This is a genomic window from Pseudomonas sp. NPDC089743 (genome assembly GCF_044748785.1).
In the GTDB taxonomy this organism is placed as follows: domain Bacteria; phylum Pseudomonadota; class Gammaproteobacteria; order Pseudomonadales; family Pseudomonadaceae; genus Aquipseudomonas; species Aquipseudomonas putida_X.
Genome location: NZ_JBIVGS010000026.1, coordinates 1 through 19,769 on the forward strand (window position 1 = coordinate 1; position 19,769 = coordinate 19,769).

A 19,769-nucleotide genomic window follows, 5' to 3' on the forward strand; every position below is an offset into this window, starting at 1 on the left:
TGGTAGTGTGGGGTTTCCCCATGTGAGAGTAGGTCATCGTCAAGATTCATTTCGCAAAACCCCTATCTGCGTGAGCAGGTAGGGGTTTTGTCTTTTCTGGCTCGATACACGGGATTTGGGTGGTGACGTGGGGCCCTTTTCCTATGCAAGCCCACTACCCATAGCTATCATGCCAGCCTTATTCCAAGTCGAGACTGGCATGCTGAAGTTGTTGAATCTCCTCAAGGATGGCCGGTTCCATTCCGGAGAAGCCTTGGGGGCAGCCCTCGGGGTGAGTCGCAGCGCCGTTTGGAAGCAGCTGCAGCATCTGGAGAGTGAGCTAAATCTCACCATTCACAAGGTTCGTGGGCGTGGCTATCAGCTAGCGGCGCCCCTGGCGTTGCTCGAAGCGAAGGCTATTGCCGAATTCGCTGATGCTGAGCAATGGCCAATGTTCATCCACGAAACCATCGACTCTACCAATGCTGAAGGCCTGCGGCTTGCAGGGCAGGGGCAGGCTGCTCCATTTCTGGTGCTTGCCGAGCGTCAGAGTGCTGGCCGTGGCCGTCGTGGTCGTCAGTGGGTCAGCCCATTCGCAGAAAACCTTTATTACAGTCTGGTGTTGCGGGTCGAAGGCGGCATGCGCCAGCTCGAGGGGCTGAGTCTGGTGGTCGGCTTGGCGGTAATGCGGGCCTTGGAAGGCTTCGGTGTCAAGGAAGTCGGGCTCAAGTGGCCTAATGACGTACTTGTGCGTGGCCAGAAAATCGCGGGCATCCTGCTTGAGTTGGTCGGTGATCCGGCAGACGTCTGTCACGTTGTTCTTGGGATTGGCGTCAACGTGAACATGCAGTCAAATGTGCAAGTCGATCAGCAGTGGACCTCCATACGGCGTGAGGTTGGCGCTCCGATTGATCGTAATCGCCTGGTGGCAATGCTCAGCCAGCAATTGCAGCATGAGTTGGCGCGACACCGACGCTATGGTTTTGCCGCATTCCAGGAAGAATGGGAACAAGCACATCTATGGCAGGGGCGTAACGTGTCCCTTGTTGCCGGCAGTACCCAGATCAACGGGGTAGTGCTCGGGGTGGACGGGCAGGGCGGCTTGCGCCTGGAGGTCGATGGTGTGGAGAAGAGCTTCAGTGGTGGTGAGCTCAGTTTGAGGTTGCGTGATGATTCTTGAGCTCGATTGCGGTAACAGCTTCATCAAATGGCGAGTCATTCATGCTGTTGACGCCACTATCGTGGGTGGCGGCATTGTGGATTCCGATCAGGCGCTAGTGGCCCAGGTCGGTGCTTTGACTTCGCTTCGCCTGTCAGGCTGCCGTATTGTCAGTGTGCGTAGTGAGGAAGAAACGGCGGCGCTCTGTGCCCTGATCAATCAGGCGTTTTCTGTGGTGCCGCGGGTAGCGGAACCGGCCCGTGAGATGGCTGGGGTACGCAATGGATATGAAGACTTCCAGCGCCTGGGCATGGATCGCTGGCTCGCGGCGTTGGGTGCTTTCCACCTGGCCAAGGGGGCTTGCCTGGTGATCGACCTGGGTACAGCTGCCAAGGCCGACTTCATTGGTGCTGATGGCGAGCACCTGGGGGGATACATCTGCCCGGGTATGCCGCTGATGCGCAGCCAGCTGCGAACGCACACTCGCCGGATCCGCTACGACGACGCATCTGCTGAGCGTGCATTGACCAGTCTTGCTCCTGGACGTTCGACTGTCGAGGCGGTCGAACGGGGTTGCGTGTTGATGCTGCAAGGTTTTGCTCGCACGCAGCTGGAGCAAGCACGCTCGCTGTGGGGAGAGGCCTTTACAGTATTCCTCACGGGGGGGGATGCGCCGTTGGTACGTGAAGCTGCACCCCAGGCGCGCGTGGTTCCCGACTTGGTATTCGTTGGCCTGGCAATGGCCTGCCCTTTGAACTGAGGTGCTTATGCGTTGGTTGTTTCTGCTGTTGCTGGTGCTCAACGTCTTCTATTACGTCTGGCACCAACAGGAAGCCCCGCTGAAAGCCAAGGATGTCGCCCCGCTCTCGTTATACAAAGGTAATCAGCAGGAAATCCGTCTATTGCGTGAAGCGGGTGTGAACGCGCCTGCTCGTCGCCGTGATGAATGCTTGGTGGTGGGGGGGCTGACGGAGCGGGCTCAAATCGACGCATTGCGCCAGCGCTTGCTGAGCCTGGATATCAACGCAGTACCGGTGTCTGGGCAGCTACCCGGCGCCGATGGTCTCTGGCTCAAGATTTCCCCGGAAAGCGAGCGTTTACTGGATCAAATGGTCCTCGCCACTCTTTCCAACGATTTCAAAGACTTAAAACATAAAATTATTTTCTGCCAGGGTATTGCAACTGGCGAATAGCTTGATAGAATGGCGCCCGCTTCACAGGGAACACCACTGAGGTGGTAGAGCTGGAAGCAGTGTCAAAGCAGCTAAGTTTCAGATTTGATTGAAGAAATTTGAAAAAAAGCTTGACACTAGGACGGCAGACAAATAGAATGCCGGCCACATCTGGAGGGATTCCCGAGCGGTCAAAGGGGACGGACTGTAAATCCGTTGCGAGAGCTTCGAAGGTTCGAATCCTTCTCCCTCCACCAGTTTTAGCGAGAGCCGCAAGCTCCGCGGGTATAGTTTAGTGGTAGAACCTCAGCCTTCCAAGCTGATGATGCGGGTTCGATTCCCGCTACCCGCTCCAAGTTTGCTGGGTTTTGCACAAAGTGTTTCGCTCTTGTAGCTCAGTTGGTAGAGCACACCCTTGGTAAGGGTGAGGTCAGCGGTTCAAGTCCGCTCAAGAGCTCCATATAAACAAGGCAGATATGAAAATATCTGCCTTTGTTTTATCAGCGTAAGACTATTTCTTCTGCGGAGGATTGTATCGATGGCTAAGGAAAAGTTTGATCGTTCCCTTCCCCACGTTAACGTCGGCACTATCGGCCACGTTGACCACGGTAAGACCACTCTGACCGCAGCTCTGACTCGCGTTTGCTCCGAAGTTTTCGGTTCGGCAATCGTTGAGTTCGACAAGATCGACTCGGCTCCGGAAGAAAAAGCGCGCGGTATCACCATCAACACCGCTCACGTTGAGTACAACTCGACCATTCGTCACTACGCTCACGTTGACTGCCCAGGTCACGCTGACTATGTGAAGAACATGATCACCGGTGCTGCCCAGATGGACGGCGCGATCCTGGTTTGCTCGGCCGCCGATGGTCCGATGACACAAACCCGTGAGCACATCCTGCTGTCCCGTCAGGTTGGCGTTCCGTACATCGTGGTCTTCCTGAATAAGGCTGACCTGGTAGACGACGCTGAGCTGCTGGAACTGGTCGAGATGGAAGTTCGCGACCTGCTGTCCACCTACGACTTCCCAGGCGACGACACTCCGATCATCATCGGTTCCGCTCGTATGGCGCTGGAAGGCAAAGACGACAACGAGATGGGCACTACCGCTGTCAAGAAGCTGGTAGAGACTCTGGACAGCTACATTCCTGAGCCAGTTCGTGCCATCGACCAGCCGTTCCTGATGCCGATCGAAGACGTATTCTCGATCTCGGGTCGTGGTACCGTTGTTACCGGTCGTATCGAGCGTGGTATCGTCCGCGTTCAGGATCCGCTGGAAATCGTTGGTCTGCGTGACACCACCACCACCACCTGCACCGGTGTTGAGATGTTCCGCAAGCTGCTGGACGAAGGTCGTGCTGGCGAGAACTGCGGCGTTCTGCTGCGTGGTACCAAGCGTGACGACGTTGAGCGTGGCCAGGTTCTGGTCAAGCCAGGTTCGGTCAAGCCGCACACCAAGTTCACCGCAGAAGTCTACGTTCTGTCGAAGGAAGAAGGCGGCCGTCACACTCCGTTCTTCAAAGGCTACCGTCCTCAGTTCTACTTCCGTACCACTGACGTGACCGGTAACTGCGAACTGCCGGAAGGCGTTGAAATGGTAATGCCAGGTGACAACATTCAGATGACTGTTACCCTGATCAAGACCATCGCAATGGAAGACGGTCTGCGCTTCGCTATCCGTGAAGGCGGTCGTACCGTCGGCGCCGGCGTCGTAGCAAAAATTATCGAATAAGTAGTTGATTTACTTGATCAGGCCGGTATAATGGCCGGCCTGATACAGCGTTACAGGTCAGTAGCTCAATTGGCAGAGCGACGGTCTCCAAAACCGTAGGTTGGGGGTTCGATTCCCTCCTGACCTGCCATTCACCTCAGTGTGATTGGCTTTCTTCTTACAGGATCCTCCTCGATGACTCCCAAAACTGAAGCCCAAGAATCGCGTTTTGATCTGTTCAAGTGGCTGGCTGTAGTGGCTTTGGTGGTTGTTGGTGTAGTGGGTAATCAGTATTACTCCGCCTCTCCAATCCTGTACCGCGTTCTTGCGCTTCTCGCCCTGGCTGCTGTTGCGGGCTTTGTAGCTCTGCAGACCGCGAAGGGTAAGTCGTTCTTTGCGCTTGCGAAGGAAGCTCGTACTGAGATCCGTAAAGTCGTGTGGCCGACCCGCCAGGAAACCACCCAGACCACGCTGATTGTCGTGGCTGTCGTGCTGGTTATGGCACTGCTGCTGTGGGGGCTTGATTCCCTGCTCGGCTGGGCGGTCTCCCTGATCGTTGGCTAAAGGTGTCCCGTGGCTAAGCGTTGGTATGTTGTGCATGCTTACTCGGGTTACGAGAAGCATGTTATGCGCTCCCTGATAGAGCGCGTCAAGCTGGCAGGCATGGAAGACGGTTTCGGCGAGATCCTGGTCCCGACCGAAGAAGTCGTCGAAATGCGCAACGGCCAGAAGCGCAAAAGTGAGCGTAAATTCTTCCCTGGCTATGTTCTGGTCCAGATGGAGATGAACGAAGGGACTTGGCACTTGGTCAAGGATACCCCTCGTGTGATGGGCTTCATTGGTGGTACTGCTGATAAGCCTGCACCGATCACTGATAAAGAAGCTGAAGCTATCCTGCGTCGCGTAGCCGACGGTAGTGACAAGCCGAAGCCGAAGACGTTGTTCGAGCCCGGTGAAGTGGTTCGAGTCATTGATGGTCCGTTCGCTGACTTCAATGGTAACGTCGAAGAGGTTAACTACGAAAAGAGTCGCCTCCAGGTGGCGGTACTCATTTTCGGTCGCTCTACTCCGGTAGAGCTCGAGTTCAGCCAGGTCGAAAAGGTCTAGGCGGACGAAGCATCCCATACCCCGCAGCCCTGTGTGCTGCGGGGTTTTGTCGTCACTGGGATAAAACGCAAGTCATCCGGGGAGCCATCTGGCGTTCGTACCCGATATTGGAGTAGCTCATGGCTAAGAAGATTCAGGCTTACATCAAGCTGCAAGTTAAGGCCGGCCAGGCCAACCCAAGCCCACCCGTTGGTCCAGCACTGGGCCAACACGGTGTGAACATCATGGAATTCTGCAAGGCCTTCAACGCCCGTACTCAGGGTCAAGAAGCCGGCCTGCCGACGCCTGTGATCATCACTGTTTACAGTGACCGTAGCTTCACTTTCGAGACCAAGAGCACCCCTGCCTCGGTTCTGCTGAAGAAAGCTGCTGGCCTGACCAGTGGTTCGGCTCGCCCGAACACCGTCAAAGTCGGTACCGTGACCCGTGCTCAGCTGGAAGATATCGCCAAAGCTAAACAGGCTGATCTGACCGCTGCTGACCTGGACGCTGCTGTACGCACCATCGCTGGCTCTGCCCGCAGCATGGGCCTGAACGTGGAGGGTGTGTAATGGCTAAGCTGACCAAGCGCCAAAAGGCTATTGCTTCGAAAGTCGAAGCTGGCAAAGTTTACAACTTCGAAGACGCAGCTGCGCTGCTGGCCGAACTGTCCACCGTGAAGTTCAGCGAATCTTTCGACGTTGCCGTCAACCTCGGTGTTGACCCGCGTAAATCCGACCAGGTCGTTCGTAGCGCTACCGTGCTGCCACACGGCACTGGCAAGACCGTGCGCGTTGCCGTCTTCACCCAGGGTCCAGCTGCTGAGGCCGCTCTGGCTGCCGGCGCTGACCGTGTAGGTATGGATGATCTGGCTGCCGAAATGAAGGGCGGCGACCTGAACTATGACGTCGTCATCGCATCGCCAGATGCCATGCGCGTTGTGGGTCAGCTGGGTCAGGTTCTGGGTCCTCGCGGCCTGATGCCTAACCCGAAAGTCGGTACTGTGACTCCTGATGTTGCCACGGCTGTGAAAAACGCCAAGGCCGGTCAGGTTCGCTATCGCACCGACAAAAACGGTATCATCCACACCTCCGTTGGCAAGGTCGGTTTCGAAGCTGGCAAGCTGAAGGAAAACGTTGAAGCCCTGATCGCTGATCTGAAGCGTATCAAGCCAGCTTCTTCGAAAGGTATTTACGTCAAGCGCGTTACCCTGAGCACCACTATGGGCCCAGGTCTGGTCATCGATCAGAGCTCGCTGAACGCGTAAGGCAATGATGGCGCGATTCGTCGCGCCATCAGCAAAATTGGGGTCCCTGCCTGGCGGGGGCTATCCAAGACCGTAGGCGGCGCAAGCCTTAAACCTCAAGCCTACGCAGATGGTGCTCCCGATTCGTTACCGAATCAGACACCAAAACGACATCCGGCTTCGGCCAGATGAAACGGTAAAAACCAGGAGTAAACCCGTGGCAATTAAACTCGAAGACAAGAAAGCCATCGTCGCTGAAGTCAACGAGGCTGCCAAAGTCGCTCTGTCCGCTGTCGTGGCCGATGCCCGTGGTGTGACTGTAAGCGCAATGACCGGACTCCGTAAAGAGGCCCGCGAAGCTGGCGTATACGTACGTGTCGTACGTAACACCCTGCTCAAGCGCGCAGTTGAAGGTACCGAGTATTCGATCCTCAACGACGCGTTCAAAGGCCCGACCCTGATTGCTTTCTCCAACGAACACCCGGGCGCTGCTGCTCGTCTGTTCAAAGAGTTCGCCAAGGGTCAGGACAAGTTCGAGATCAAGGCAGCTGCGTTTGACGGCAATTTCATTGCCGCCAACCAGATCGATGTACTGGCTACCTTGCCGACCCGTGACGAAGCTATCGCACGTCTGATGAGCGTCATTCAAGGCGCTACCAGCAAGCTGGCTCGTACTCTGGCGGCCGTTCGCGACCAGAAAGAAGCTGCTGCTGCCTAAGGCCGCGTAACCTCTTTCAAAATCATATGTTTAATTTGATGGCTGCGTAGGCTGTCACCCCAATACAGGATTTAAGTCATGTCCCTGACTAACGAGCAAATCATCGAAGCAATCGGCCAGAAAACCGTTCTGGAAGTTGTTGAGCTGATCAAAGCTATGGAAGAAACCTTCGGCGTTACCGCTGCTGTTGCCGCTGCTGGCCCAGCTGCTGCTGCTGCCGTTGTTGAAGAGCAGACCGAGTTCAACGTTGTTCTGGTTGAAGCCGGCGACAAGAAAGTGAACGTGATCAAAGCCGTTCGCGAACTGACCGGTCTGGGCCTGAAAGAAGCCAAAGAGAAAGTCGACGGCGCTCCTCAGGTCGTAGCTGAAGGCGTTTCGAAAGAAGCCGCTGAAGACGCTAAGAAGAAGCTGGAAGAAGCAGGCGCTAAAGTCGAGCTGAAGTAATCTCGACCTTGCGACTCCAGCCGGAGCGTTGAGCAAAGGCTGATGGCTGGTGGCTTATGCCACCGGCCTTTTTCCGTTATTGGTGGCCGATCACGTCGGCCCCGATAACAAGCTGCAAGACACCCATGTGGGTGGCGCAAACCAAGGGGTTTGCACGATTTTCTGGCTGCTCCCGCCGGGAGAAGCCAAACAAGCAGGTGACCAAGCTGGGGAACGCTGATGGCTTACTCATACACTGAGAAAAAACGTATCCGCAAGGACTTTAGCAAGTTGCCGGACGTCATGGATGTGCCTTACCTCCTGGCCATCCAGCTGGATTCGTATCGCGAATTCCTGCAAGCGGGAGCATCCAAGGATCAGTTCCGCGACGTCGGCCTGCACGCGGCCTTCAAATCGGTATTTCCGATCATCAGCTACTCCGGCAATGCTGCCCTGGAGTACGTAGGCTATCGCCTGGGCGAACCCGCCTTCGATGTGAAGGAATGTGTCCTGCGTGGCGTGACCTTCGCGGTCCCACTGCGGGTCAAGGTGCGCCTGATCATCTTCGACAAGGAATCGTCGAACAAAGCGATCAAGGACATCAAAGAGCAAGAAGTCTACATGGGTGAAATCCCCCTGATGACTGAGAACGGTACCTTCGTTATCAACGGTACCGAGCGTGTGATCGTTTCCCAGCTGCACCGTTCGCCTGGTGTGTTCTTCGACCACGACCGTGGCAAGACGCACAGCTCCGGCAAGCTGCTGTACTCCGCTCGCATCATTCCGTACCGCGGCTCCTGGTTGGACTTCGAGTTCGATCCGAAAGACTGCGTGTTCGTCCGTATCGACCGTCGCCGCAAACTTCCGGCCTCGGTACTGCTGCGCGCCCTGGGTTACAGCACCGAAGAGGTTCTGAACACCTTCTACACCACCAACGTGTTCCATATTTCCGGCGAGAAACTCAGCCTGGAACTGGTGCCTCAGCGTCTGCGTGGTGAAGTTGCGGTCATGGATATCCATGACGAAACCGGCAAGGTCATCGTTGAGCAGGGCCGCCGCATTACCGCGCGCCATGTCAACCAGCTCGAGAAGGCCGGCGTGAACCAATTGGACGTTCCGATGGAATACGTCCTGGGTCGCACCACCGCCAAGGCTATCGTGCATCCGGCTACCGGCGAGATCATCGCCGAGTGCAACACCGAGCTGACCGCCGAGCTGCTGATCAAGATCGCCAAGGCTCAGGTCGTACGCATCGAAACGCTGTACACCAACGACATCGACTGCGGTCCGTTCATCTCGGACACCTTGAAGATCGACACCACCAGCAACCAACTGGAAGCGCTGGTCGAGATCTATCGCATGATGCGCCCGGGCGAGCCGCCAACCAAGGACGCTGCCGAAACCCTGTTCAACAACCTGTTCTTCAGCGCCGAGCGTTACGACCTGTCGGCCGTGGGCCGCATGAAGTTCAACCGTCGTATCGGTCGTACCGAGATCGAAGGTTCGGGCGTGCTGAGCAAGGAAGACATCGTCGAGGTTCTCAAGACCCTGGTCGATATCCGTAACGGTAAAGGCATCGTCGACGACATCGACCACCTCGGTAACCGTCGCGTACGTTGCGTCGGCGAGATGGCCGAGAACCAGTTCCGTGTTGGCCTGGTGCGCGTCGAGCGCGCGGTCAAGGAACGTCTGTCGATGGCTGAAAGCGAAGGCCTGATGCCGCAAGACCTGATCAACGCCAAGCCGGTTGCGGCGGCGGTGAAGGAGTTCTTCGGTTCGAGCCAGCTCTCGCAGTTCATGGACCAGAACAACCCGCTTTCCGAGATCACCCACAAGCGCCGTGTTTCCGCACTCGGCCCGGGCGGTCTGACCCGTGAGCGCGCAGGCTTTGAAGTCCGTGACGTACACCCGACCCACTACGGCCGTGTGTGCCCGATCGAGACCCCTGAAGGTCCGAACATCGGTCTGATCAACTCCCTGGCGGCCTATGCCCGCACCAACCAGTACGGCTTCCTGGAAAGCCCGTACCGCGTGGTGAAGGAAGGCGTTGTCAGCGACGACATCGTGTTCCTGTCGGCGATCGAAGAAGCAGATCACGTCATCGCCCAGGCTTCGGCCGCGATGAACGACAAAAAGCAACTGATCGACGAGCTGGTTGCTGTTCGTCACCTGAACGAATTCACCGTCAAGGCGCCGGAAGACGTCACCCTGATGGACGTATCGCCGAAGCAGGTTGTTTCCGTTGCTGCCTCGCTGATTCCGTTCCTCGAGCACGACGACGCCAACCGTGCACTCATGGGTTCGAACATGCAGCGTCAGGCTGTACCAACCCTGCGTGCCGACAAGCCGCTGGTCGGTACCGGCATGGAGCGCAACGTTGCCCGTGACTCCGGTGTCTGCGTGGTTGCTCGCCGCGGTGGCGTGATCGACTCCGTCGACGCCAGCCGTATCGTCGTTCGCGTAGCCGACGACGAAGTCGAAACCGGTGAAGCAGGTGTAGATATCTACAACCTGACCAAGTACACCCGCTCCAACCAGAACACCTGCATCAACCAGCGTCCGCTGGTTAGCAAAGGTGACAAGGTTGCGCGTGGCGACATCATGGCCGACGGCCCGTCCACCGACATGGGTGAACTGGCGCTGGGTCAGAACATGCGCATCGCGTTCATGGCGTGGAACGGCTTCAACTTCGAAGACTCCATCTGCCTGTCCGAGCGTGTGGTTCAGGAAGACCGCTTCACCACGATCCACATTCAGGAACTGACCTGTGTGGCGCGTGACACCAAGCTTGGCCCAGAGGAAATCACTGCGGATATCCCGAACGTGGGTGAAGCTGCACTGAACAAGCTGGACGAAGCCGGTATCGTCTACGTGGGTGCTGAAGTCGGCGCTGGCGACATCCTGGTCGGCAAGGTCACGCCAAAAGGCGAAACCCAGCTGACGCCGGAAGAGAAACTGCTGCGGGCGATCTTCGGTGAGAAGGCCAGCGACGTTAAGGACACCTCCCTGCGCGTGCCGACTGGCACCAAGGGTACCGTCATCGACGTTCAGGTCTTCACCCGTGATGGCGTGGAGCGCGACAGCCGCGCACTGGCCATCGAGAAGATGCAGCTGGACGAGATTCGCAAGGACCTCAACGAAGAGTTCCGTATCGTCGAGGGTGCAACCTTCGAGCGTTTGCGTTCTGCCCTTAACGGCCAAGTGGTCGACGGTGGTGCGGGCCTGAAGAAAGGCACCGTGATCACCGACGAAGTGCTGGACGGTCTGGAGCACGGCCAGTGGTTCAAACTGCGCATGGCTGAAGATGCACTGAACGAGCAGCTGGAAAAGGCTCAGCAGTACATCGTCGATCGCCGTCGCCTGCTGGACGACAAGTTCGAAGACAAGAAGCGCAAGCTGCAGCAGGGCGATGACCTGGCGCCGGGCGTACTGAAGATCGTCAAGGTTTACCTGGCCATCCGCCGTCGCATCCAGCCGGGTGACAAGATGGCCGGTCGTCACGGTAACAAAGGTGTGGTCTCGGTCATCATGCCGGTAGAAGACATGCCGCACGACGCCAACGGTACTCCGGTCGACGTCGTACTGAACCCGCTGGGCGTACCTTCGCGTATGAACGTCGGTCAGATCCTTGAAACCCACCTGGGCCTCGCGGCCAAAGGTCTGGGCGAGAAGATCGACCGCATGATCGAAGAACAGCGCAAAGCCGCTGAGCTGCGTGGCTTCCTCACCGAGATCTACAACGAGATCGGTGGTCGTCAGGAGAACCTGGAAGAGTTCACCGACGAAGAGATCCTCGCCCTGGCGCACAACCTGAAGAAAGGCGTGCCTATGGCTACTCCGGTCTTCGACGGTGCCAAGGAGCGCGAGATCAAGGCCATGCTGAAGCTGGCTGACCTGCCAGAGAGCGGCCAGATGGTGCTGTTCGACGGCCGTACCGGCAACAAGTTCGAGCGTCCTGTGACCGTGGGTTACATGTACATGCTCAAGCTGAACCACTTGGTGGACGACAAGATGCACGCGCGTTCCACTGGTTCCTACAGCCTGGTTACCCAGCAGCCGCTGGGTGGTAAGGCGCAGTTCGGTGGTCAGCGTTTCGGGGAGATGGAAGTGTGGGCGCTGGAAGCATACGGCGCGGCATACACCCTGCAAGAAATGCTCACAGTGAAGTCGGACGACGTGAACGGCCGTACCAAGATGTACAAGAACATCGTGGATGGCGATCACCGTATGGAGCCGGGCATGCCCGAGTCCTTCAACGTGTTGATCAAAGAGATCCGTTCGCTCGGTATCGATATCGATCTGGAAACCGAATAACACGTGACGCGAAGGGGAGCGGGGCTGGTACAGCCCGCTTCCTGCTCCGCCAGGAGGAAAGGCCTTGAAAGACCTACTGAATTTGCTGAAAAACCAGGGTCAAGTCGAAGAGTTCGACGCCATCCGCATCGGTCTGGCGTCGCCTGAAATGATCCGTTCGTGGTCGTTCGGTGAAGTTAAGAAGCCGGAAACCATCAACTACCGTACGTTCAAGCCTGAGCGTGACGGCCTTTTCTGCGCCAAGATCTTTGGCCCGGTCAAGGACTACGAGTGCCTGTGCGGCAAGTACAAGCGCCTCAAGCACCGCGGTGTGATCTGCGAGAAGTGCGGCGTTGAAGTTGCCCTTGCCAAGGTTCGTCGTGAGCGCATGGCGCACATCGAGCTGGCCTCGCCGGTCGCCCACATCTGGTTCCTGAAGTCGCTGCCGTCCCGTATCGGCCTGCTGATGGACATGACCCTGCGTGACATCGAGCGCGTGCTCTATTTCGAGAGCTACGTCGTTATCGACCCAGGCATGACTACCCTCGAGAAGGGCCAGCTGCTGAATGACGAGCAGTACTTCGAAGCGCTGGAAGAGTTCGGTGACGATTTCGACGCCCGCATGGGTGCCGAGGCTGTCCGCGAGCTGCTGCACGCTATCGACCTGGAGCACGAGATCGGTCGCCTGCGCGAAGAGATTCCGCAGACCAACTCGGAAACCAAGATCAAGAAGCTGTCCAAGCGCTTGAAGCTGATGGAAGCCTTCCAGGGCTCGGGCAACCTGCCTGAGTGGATGGTTCTGACCGTTCTGCCGGTACTGCCGCCGGACCTGCGCCCATTGGTTCCGTTGGATGGCGGCCGCTTCGCGACCTCCGACCTGAACGACCTGTATCGTCGGGTGATCAACCGTAACAACCGTCTCAAGCGCCTGCTCGATCTGTCGGCGCCGGACATCATCGTGCGCAACGAAAAGCGCATGCTGCAGGAAGCGGTAGACGCCCTGCTGGACAACGGCCGTCGCGGTCGCGCCATCACTGGCTCGAACAAGCGTCCGCTGAAGTCCCTGGCCGACATGATCAAAGGTAAGCAAGGTCGCTTCCGTCAGAACTTGCTCGGCAAGCGCGTGGACTACTCCGGCCGTTCGGTAATTACCGTAGGCCCGACCCTGCGCCTGCATCAGTGCGGTCTGCCGAAGAAGATGGCCCTGGAGCTGTTCAAGCCGTTCATTTTCGGCAAGCTGGAAATGCGTGGTCTGGCGACCACCATCAAGGCTGCCAAGAAGATGGTCGAGCGCGAGCTGCCAGAGGTATGGGACGTTCTCGCTGAAGTGATTCGCGAACACCCCGTACTGCTGAACCGTGCACCGACCCTTCACCGTCTGGGTATCCAGGCGTTCGAGCCTGTGCTCATCGAAGGCAAGGCCATTCAGCTGCACCCGCTGGTCTGTGCTGCGTACAACGCCGACTTCGACGGTGACCAGATGGCCGTTCACGTGCCTCTGACGCTGGAAGCACAGCTTGAAGCGCGCGCGCTGATGATGTCGACCAACAACATTCTGTCGCCAGCCAACGGTGAGCCAATCATCGTTCCGTCGCAGGACGTTGTACTGGGTCTGTACTACATGACCCGTGAAGCCATCAATGCCAAGGGCGAGGGTCGCGTATTCGCCGACCTGCAGGAAGTCGACCGCGTATTCCGCGCCGGCGAAGCCGCTCTGCACGCGAAGATCAAGGTCCGTATCAACGAGACCGTGAAAGACCGTGATGGCAGTATCACCAAGAACACCCGCATCGTCGACACCACTGTCGGCCGTGCTCTGCTGTTCCAGGTTGTACCGGCAGGCCTGCCGTACGATGTGGTCAACCAGCCGATGAAGAAAAAGGCGATCTCCAAGCTGATCAACCAGTGCTACCGCGTGGTTGGTCTGAAAGAGACCGTGATCTTCGCCGACCAGTTGATGTACACCGGTTTCGCCTACTCGACCATTTCCGGCGTTTCCATCGGTGTGAATGACTTCGTCATCCCTGATGAAAAAGCACGCATCATTGGCAGCGCCACTGATGAAGTGAAGGAAATCGAGAGCCAGTACGCTTCCGGCCTGGTAACCCAGGGCGAGAAGTACAACAAGGTCATCGACTTGTGGTCCAAGGCGAACGACGAAGTGTCCAAGGCGATGATGGCCAACCTCTCGAAAGAGAAGGTCATCGACCGCGAGGGCAAAGAAGTCGAGCAAGAGTCCTTCAACTCGATGTACATGATGGCTGACTCGGGTGCGCGGGGTTCCGCAGCACAGATTCGTCAGTTGGCCGGTATGCGTGGTCTGATGGCCAAGCCGGACGGCTCGATCATCGAGACGCCGATCACCGCGAACTTCCGTGAAGGTCTGAGCGTACTCCAGTACTTCATCTCGACGCACGGTGCTCGTAAAGGTCTGGCGGATACCGCGTTGAAGACTGCGAACTCCGGTTACCTGACCCGTCGTCTGGTGGACGTTGCGCAAGACCTGGTTGTAACCGAGATCGATTGCGGTACCGACCAAGGCCTGCTGATGACTCCGCACATTGAAGGCGGTGACGTTGTAGAGCCGTTGGGTGAGCGTGTACTGGGCCGTGTCATCGCCCGCGACGTGTTCAAGCCAGGCACCGAGGACGTCATCGTTCCTGCCGGTACCCTGGTCGACGAGCAGTGGGTCGAGTTCATCGAGCTGAACAGCATCGACGAAGTTGTCGTGCGTTCGCCGATCAACTGCGAAACCCGCTACGGTATCTGTGCCAAGTGCTACGGTCGTGATCTGGCCCGCGGTCATCAGGTGAACATCGGTGAAGCTGTCGGCGTTATCGCTGCACAGTCGATCGGTGAGCCGGGTACCCAGCTGACCATGCGTACGTTCCACATCGGTGGTGCTGCAAGCCGTACTTCGGCTGCCGACAGCGTCCAGGTGAAGAACGGCGGTATGGTCCGTCTGCATAACCTGAAGCAGGTCGAGCGTGCCGATGGCAACCTGGTTGCCGTATCGCGTTCCGGTGAGCTGGCCATTGCCGATGAATTCGGTCGTGAGCGCGAGCGTTACAAGCTGCCTTACGGTGCGGTTATTTCGGTCAAGGAAGGTGACAAGGTCGAAGCTGGCGCCATCGTCGCCAAGTGGGACCCGCACACCCACCCGATCGTTACCGAGCTCAAAGGTACCGTGACCTTCGTGGGCATGGAAGAAAACATCACCATCAAGCGCCAGACCGACGAGCTGACCGGCCTGACCAACATCGAAGTGCTGGACGTCAAGGATCGCCCTGCCTCAGGCAAGGAAATCCGTCCGGCAATCAAGATGGTCGACGCCAATGGCAAGGATCTGTACCTGCCAGGTACCGACGTACCTGCACAGTACTTCCTGCCAGCGAACGCCTTGGTAGGTGTTGCTGACGGTGCACAGATCGGTGTTGGTGACGTTATCGCGCGTATCCCGCAAGAAACGTCGAAGACCCGTGACATCACCGGTGGTCTGCCACGTGTTGCCGACCTGTTCGAAGCGCGTCGTCCGAAAGAAGCCTCGATTCTGGCTGAAGTCAGCGGCACCATCGCATTCGGCAAGGAGACCAAAGGCAAGCGTCGTCTGGTCATTACCCCGACCGACGGTAGCGATCCGTATGAAGAGCTGATTCCGAAGTGGCGCCACCTGAACGTCTTCGAAGGCGAACAGGTAAACCGCGGCGAAGTCATCTCCGACGGCCCGAGCGATCCGCACGACATCCTGCGTCTGCTGGGTGTGAGCGCGCTGGCGAAATACATCGTCAACGAGATCCAGGACGTTTACCGTCTGCAAGGCGTTAAGATCAACGACAAGCACATCGAGACCATCCTGCGTCAGATGCTGCGTAAGGTCGAGATCTCCGAGTCGGGCGATTCCAGCTTCATCAAGGGCGACCAGATGGAACTGACTCAGGTGCTGGTCGAGAACGAGCGTCTCGCCGCCGATGACAAGTTCGTATCGAAGTTCACCCGTGTACTGCTGGGTATCACCAAGGCCTCGCTGTCGACCGAGTCGTTCATCTCCGCGGCTTCCTTCCAGGAAACCACCCGCGTGCTGACCGAAGCGGCCGTAACCGGCAAGCGCGATTACCTGCGCGGCCTGAAAGAGAACGTGGTCGTGGGTCGTCTGATCCCGGCCGGTACCGGTCTGGCCTACCACAGCGAGCGTAAGCGTCGCCGTGATGCCGACAAACCGCTGCGCGTAAGTGCCAGTGAGGTGGAAGCCGCACTGACCGAAGCGCTGAACTCCAGCGGTAACTAAGTACAGGGCAGGGCCCCGGCAAGCTCCGCACGGTCATCGGCGACATGAAATGTTGCCGATGATCGGGCGCGGAGGGCCGGGGCCTTGTCTTGACTGGGTGCAAGATCCTCTTTAGACTTTTGTACCCTTAAATTTGGTGAGGCTCCGTCTCGCCAATTTTTGGCTTTCTTGCAAGACAATAGAGTCGCAAGACAATCAGTGGAGCTAGTAGATGGCAACTATCAACCAGCTGGTACGTCAGCCGCGTAAGCGTTCGGTCGAAAAGTCCGACGTTCCTGCGCTGCAGAACTGCCCGCAACGTCGTGGCGTGTGCACCCGTGTGTACACCACTACGCCGAAAAAACCTAACTCGGCACTGCGTAAAGTATGCCGTGTGCGTCTGACCAACGGTTTCGAGGTTTCCTCGTACATCGGCGGTGAAGGCCACAACCTGCAAGAGCACAGCGTCGTCCTGATCCGTGGCGGCCGTGTAAAAGACTTGCCAGGTGTTCGTTACCACACCGTTCGCGGCTCTCTGGATACTTCGGGCGTCAAAGGCCGTAACCAGGGTCGTTCGAAGTACGGTACCAAGCGTCCGAAGTAATCGGCCGTTTGCAGACATCCATTTTTTTGAGTCGATAAGAGTAAGGTCGGGCAGGGGTCGAAGACCCACGTCCCGGGCTAACCTGAAGACCGTTTGAGGGCTTATCATGCCAAGACGTCGTGTAGCAGCAAAACGTGAGATTCTTGACGATCCGAAGTACGGATCCCAGATTCTCGCCAAGTTCATGAACCACGTGATGGAAAGCGGCAAGAAGGCCGTAGCCGAGCGCATCGTTTACGGTGCCCTGGATACCGTCAAAGCACGCAAGAACAGCGACCCCCTGGAAATCTTCGAGAAAGCTCTCGACGCCATCGCTCCGCTGGTCGAAGTAAAGTCCCGCCGTGTCGGCGGTGCCACTTACCAGGTCCCGGTTGAAGTTCGTCCATCCCGTCGTAACGCTCTGGCAATGCGCTGGCTCGTAGACTACGCCCGCAAGCGCGGCGAGAAGTCGATGGCTCTGCGCCTGGCTGGTGAGCTGCTGGATGCTGCCGAAGGCAAGGGTGCTGCAGTCAAGAAGCGTGAAGACGTGCACCGTATGGCTGAAGCCAACAAAGCGTTCTCGCACTACCGCTTCTAATTCAAGCATCAATCATTTTGCGAGGGCTTTATGGCTCGTACTACAGCAATTAACCGCTACCGTAACATTGGTATCTGTGCCCACGTTGACGCGGGCAAGACCACCACTACCGAGCGGATCCTGTTCTACACAGGTCTGAGCCACAAGATGGGCGAGGTGCATGATGGCGCCGCGACCACCGACTGGATGGTGCAGGAGCAGGAGCGCGGTATCACCATTACCTCCGCTGCCGTTACCACCTTCTGGAAAGGTTCCCGTGGTCAGTACGACAACTACCGCGTAAACGTCATCGATACCCCTGGCCACGTTGACTTCACCATTGAAGTAGAGCGTTCGCTGCGTGTACTCGACGGCGCGGTCGTTGTGTTCTGCGGTACCTCCGGCGTTGAGCCGCAGTCCGAGACCGTATGGCGTCAGGCCAACAAGTACGGCGTTCCACGTGTTGTCTACGTGAACAAGATGGACCGTGCCGGTGCCAACTTCCTGCGCGTCGTAGGTCAGATCAAGAACCGCCTGGGTCACACTCCGGTTCCAGTACAGCTGGCTATCGGTGCGGAAGACGACTTCCAGGGTCAGGTCGACCTGATCAAGATGAAAGCCATCTACTGGAACGACGACGACAAAGGCACTACTTACCGCGAAGAAGAAATTCCTGCGGATATGGTCGAGCTGGCCAACGAATGGCGCAGCAACATGGTCGAGGCTGCTGCCGAGGCCAACGAAGAGCTGATGAACAAGTACCTTGAAGAAGGTGACCTGTCCGTCGAAGACATCAAGGCTGGTCTGCGCGTCCGTACCCTGGCGAGCGAGATCGTTCCTGCTGTCTGCGGTTCCTCGTTCAAGAACAAGGGCGTTCCCCTGGTTCTCGACGCTGTCATTGATTACCTGCCTGCGCCAACCGAGATTCCTGCGATCAAGGGTATCCACCCTGATCTGATCGACGTGCCGAAGGATGAGGTTCAGCCAGAGCAGTACGACGAGCGTCCTGCTGACGACAACGCGCCGTTCTCGGCCTTGGCGTTCAAGATCGCTACTGACCCATTCGTTGGTACTCTGACCTTCGTCCGCGTCTACTCGGGCTTCCTGACCTCCGGTGACTCCGTCATCAACTCGGTCAAGGGCAAGAAAGAGCGCGTTGGTCGTATGGTGCAGATGCACGCCAACCAGCGGGAAGAAATCAAGGAAGTACGTGCAGGCGACATCGCTGCTCTGATCGGCATGAAGGACGTCACCACCGGTGACACCCTGTGCAACGCCGACAAGCCGATCATCCTTGAGCGTATGGACTTCCCTGAGCCGGTTATTTCGCTCTCCGTAGAGCCGAAGACCAAGGCTGACCAGGAGAAGATGGGCATCGCACTGGGCAAGCTAGCCCAGGAAGACCCGTCGTTCCGCGTCAAAACCGACGAGGAAACCGGCCAGACCATCATCTCCGGTATGGGTGAGCTGCACCTGGACATCCTCGTTGACCGCATGAAGCGCGAGTTCAACGTCGAGTGCAACGTCGGCAAGCCGCAGGTTTCGTACCGCGAGAAGATCACCAAGTCGAACGTCGAAATCGAAGGTAAGTTCGTTCGTCAGTCGGGTGGTCGTGGTCAGTTCGGTCACTGCTGGATCCGTTTCTCGGAGCCGGACGTAGACGAGAAGGGCAACATCACCGAAGGTCTGGTGTTCACCAACGAAGTCGTTGGTGGTGTGATTCCTAAGGAATTCATCGCCCCGATCCAGAAGGGTATCGAAGAGCAGATGAAAAACGGCGTTGTTGCCGGTTATCCGCTGCTTGGCCTGAAGGCCACGGTATTCGATGGTTCGTATCACGACGTCGACTCCAACGAAATGGCGTTCAAGATCGCCGCTTCGATGGCGACCAAGCAACTGGCCCAGAAGGGCGGTGGCGTGGTGCTTGAGCCGATCATGAAGGTCGAAGTTGTAACCCCGGAAGATTACCTGGGTGACGTGATGGGTGACCTGAGCCGTCGTCGTGGGATGATCCAGGGTAATGAAGACTCGGTGTCCGGCAAGGTAATCACTGCTGAGGTACCGCTCGGAGAGATGTTCGGTTACGCGACCGACGTTCGTTCCATGTCTCAGGGTCGCGCAAGCTACTCCATGGAATTCTCCAAATACGCCGAAGCTCCGTCGAACATCGTCGAAGCACTCGTTAAAAAACAAGGCTAATCCCCTTTAGGCAAGAGGTTCACTGTCGTGGCTAAAGAAAAATTTGATCGTTCCCTTCCGCACGTTAACGTTGGCACCATCGGCCACGTTGACCACGGTAAAACCACTCTGACCGCAGCTCTGACTCGCGTTTGCTCCGAAGTTTTCGGTTCGGCAGTCGTTGAGTTCGACAAGATCGACTCGGCTCCGGAAGAAAAAGCGCGCGGTATCACCATCAACACCGCTCACGTTGAGTACAACTCGACCATTCGTCACTACGCTCACGTTGACTGCCCAGGTCACGCTGACTACGTGAAGAACATGATCACCGGTGCTGCCCAGATGGACGGCGCGATCCTTGTGTGCTCGGCCGCCGATGG

Annotated in this window: 16 protein-coding genes and 4 tRNA genes; all 20 read left to right on the top strand. The window is 57.4% G+C overall.

The window, feature by feature from the left end; all coding sequences use genetic code 11:
* Positions 1 to 199 precede the first annotated feature (199 nt).
* Positions 200 to 1,159, top strand: a complete 960-nt coding sequence (gene birA, locus ACIPZC_RS25410) for a bifunctional biotin--[acetyl-CoA-carboxylase] ligase/biotin operon repressor BirA (RefSeq protein WP_400630263.1) — start codon at positions 200 to 202, stop codon at positions 1,157 to 1,159.
* Positions 1,149 to 1,898 carry a pantothenate kinase gene (locus ACIPZC_RS25415; RefSeq protein WP_400630265.1) on the top strand — a complete coding sequence of 250 codons (750 nt, stop codon included), beginning with the start codon at positions 1,149 to 1,151 and terminating at the stop codon, positions 1,896 to 1,898. The genes birA and ACIPZC_RS25415 overlap by 11 nt, the downstream gene beginning before the upstream one ends.
* A gap of 7 nt (positions 1,899 to 1,905) precedes the next feature.
* Positions 1,906 to 2,331, top strand: coding sequence for a hypothetical protein (locus ACIPZC_RS25420; protein WP_400630267.1), 426 nt, complete (start codon positions 1,906 to 1,908; stop codon positions 2,329 to 2,331).
* 152 nt (positions 2,332 to 2,483) lie between these two features.
* Positions 2,484 to 2,567 (top strand) — tRNA-Tyr (locus ACIPZC_RS25425).
* Between the two features lie 24 nt (positions 2,568 to 2,591).
* A tRNA-Gly gene (locus ACIPZC_RS25430) sits at positions 2,592 to 2,665 on the top strand.
* A gap of 29 nt (positions 2,666 to 2,694) precedes the next feature.
* Positions 2,695 to 2,770, top strand: a tRNA-Thr gene (locus ACIPZC_RS25435).
* 78 nt (positions 2,771 to 2,848) lie between these two features.
* A complete protein-coding gene (gene tuf / locus ACIPZC_RS25440) occupies positions 2,849 to 4,042 on the top strand; it encodes an elongation factor Tu (RefSeq protein WP_400630269.1) in 1,194 nt (397 codons plus the stop codon).
* Between the two features lie 54 nt (positions 4,043 to 4,096).
* Positions 4,097 to 4,172 (top strand) — tRNA-Trp (locus ACIPZC_RS25445).
* A 44-nt stretch (positions 4,173 to 4,216) separates the two neighbouring features.
* Complete coding sequence (gene secE, locus ACIPZC_RS25450; protein ID WP_008089117.1) at positions 4,217 to 4,585, top strand: preprotein translocase subunit SecE; 369 nt, start codon at positions 4,217 to 4,219, stop codon at positions 4,583 to 4,585.
* 9 nt (positions 4,586 to 4,594) lie between these two features.
* Complete coding sequence (gene nusG / locus ACIPZC_RS25455) at positions 4,595 to 5,128, top strand: transcription termination/antitermination protein NusG (RefSeq protein ID WP_012316525.1); 534 nt, start codon at positions 4,595 to 4,597, stop codon at positions 5,126 to 5,128.
* Positions 5,129 to 5,247: 119 nt separating this feature from the next.
* On the top strand, positions 5,248 to 5,679 hold the full coding sequence (gene rplK, locus ACIPZC_RS25460; protein ID WP_003255500.1) for a 50S ribosomal protein L11: 432 nt from the start codon (positions 5,248 to 5,250) through the stop codon (positions 5,677 to 5,679).
* Entirely contained in the window at positions 5,679 to 6,374 is a 696-nt protein-coding gene (gene rplA, locus ACIPZC_RS25465) for a 50S ribosomal protein L1 (protein WP_012316524.1), read from the top strand. The genes rplK and rplA overlap by 1 nt, the downstream gene beginning before the upstream one ends.
* A gap of 196 nt (positions 6,375 to 6,570) precedes the next feature.
* A complete protein-coding gene (gene rplJ, locus ACIPZC_RS25470) occupies positions 6,571 to 7,071 on the top strand; it encodes a 50S ribosomal protein L10 (RefSeq protein WP_012316523.1) in 501 nt (166 codons plus the stop codon).
* A 78-nt stretch (positions 7,072 to 7,149) separates the two neighbouring features.
* Entirely contained in the window at positions 7,150 to 7,515 is a 366-nt protein-coding gene (gene rplL / locus ACIPZC_RS25475; RefSeq protein ID WP_003255496.1) for a 50S ribosomal protein L7/L12, read from the top strand.
* Positions 7,516 to 7,734: 219 nt separating this feature from the next.
* A complete protein-coding gene (rpoB, locus tag ACIPZC_RS25480) occupies positions 7,735 to 11,808 on the top strand; it encodes a DNA-directed RNA polymerase subunit beta (protein ID WP_039601743.1) in 4,074 nt (1,357 codons plus the stop codon).
* Positions 11,809 to 11,872: 64 nt separating this feature from the next.
* Complete coding sequence (gene rpoC / locus ACIPZC_RS25485) at positions 11,873 to 16,072, top strand: DNA-directed RNA polymerase subunit beta' (RefSeq protein ID WP_241806277.1); 4,200 nt, start codon at positions 11,873 to 11,875, stop codon at positions 16,070 to 16,072.
* A 211-nt stretch (positions 16,073 to 16,283) separates the two neighbouring features.
* Positions 16,284 to 16,655: a 30S ribosomal protein S12 gene (rpsL, locus tag ACIPZC_RS25490; protein WP_003255492.1), complete on the top strand. Its 372-nt coding sequence runs from the start codon at positions 16,284 to 16,286 to the stop codon at positions 16,653 to 16,655.
* A gap of 106 nt (positions 16,656 to 16,761) precedes the next feature.
* Positions 16,762 to 17,232 (top strand): 30S ribosomal protein S7, encoded by a 471-nt coding sequence (rpsG, locus tag ACIPZC_RS25495; protein WP_003246741.1) that lies wholly within the window; start codon positions 16,762 to 16,764, stop codon positions 17,230 to 17,232.
* A gap of 30 nt (positions 17,233 to 17,262) precedes the next feature.
* Positions 17,263 to 19,410: an elongation factor G gene (gene fusA, locus ACIPZC_RS25500; protein ID WP_241806276.1), complete on the top strand. Its 2,148-nt coding sequence runs from the start codon at positions 17,263 to 17,265 to the stop codon at positions 19,408 to 19,410.
* 27 nt (positions 19,411 to 19,437) lie between these two features.
* The coding region (locus ACIPZC_RS25505) for a GTP-binding protein (protein WP_400630271.1) at positions 19,438 to 19,769 on the top strand (332 nt) is incomplete at its 3' end.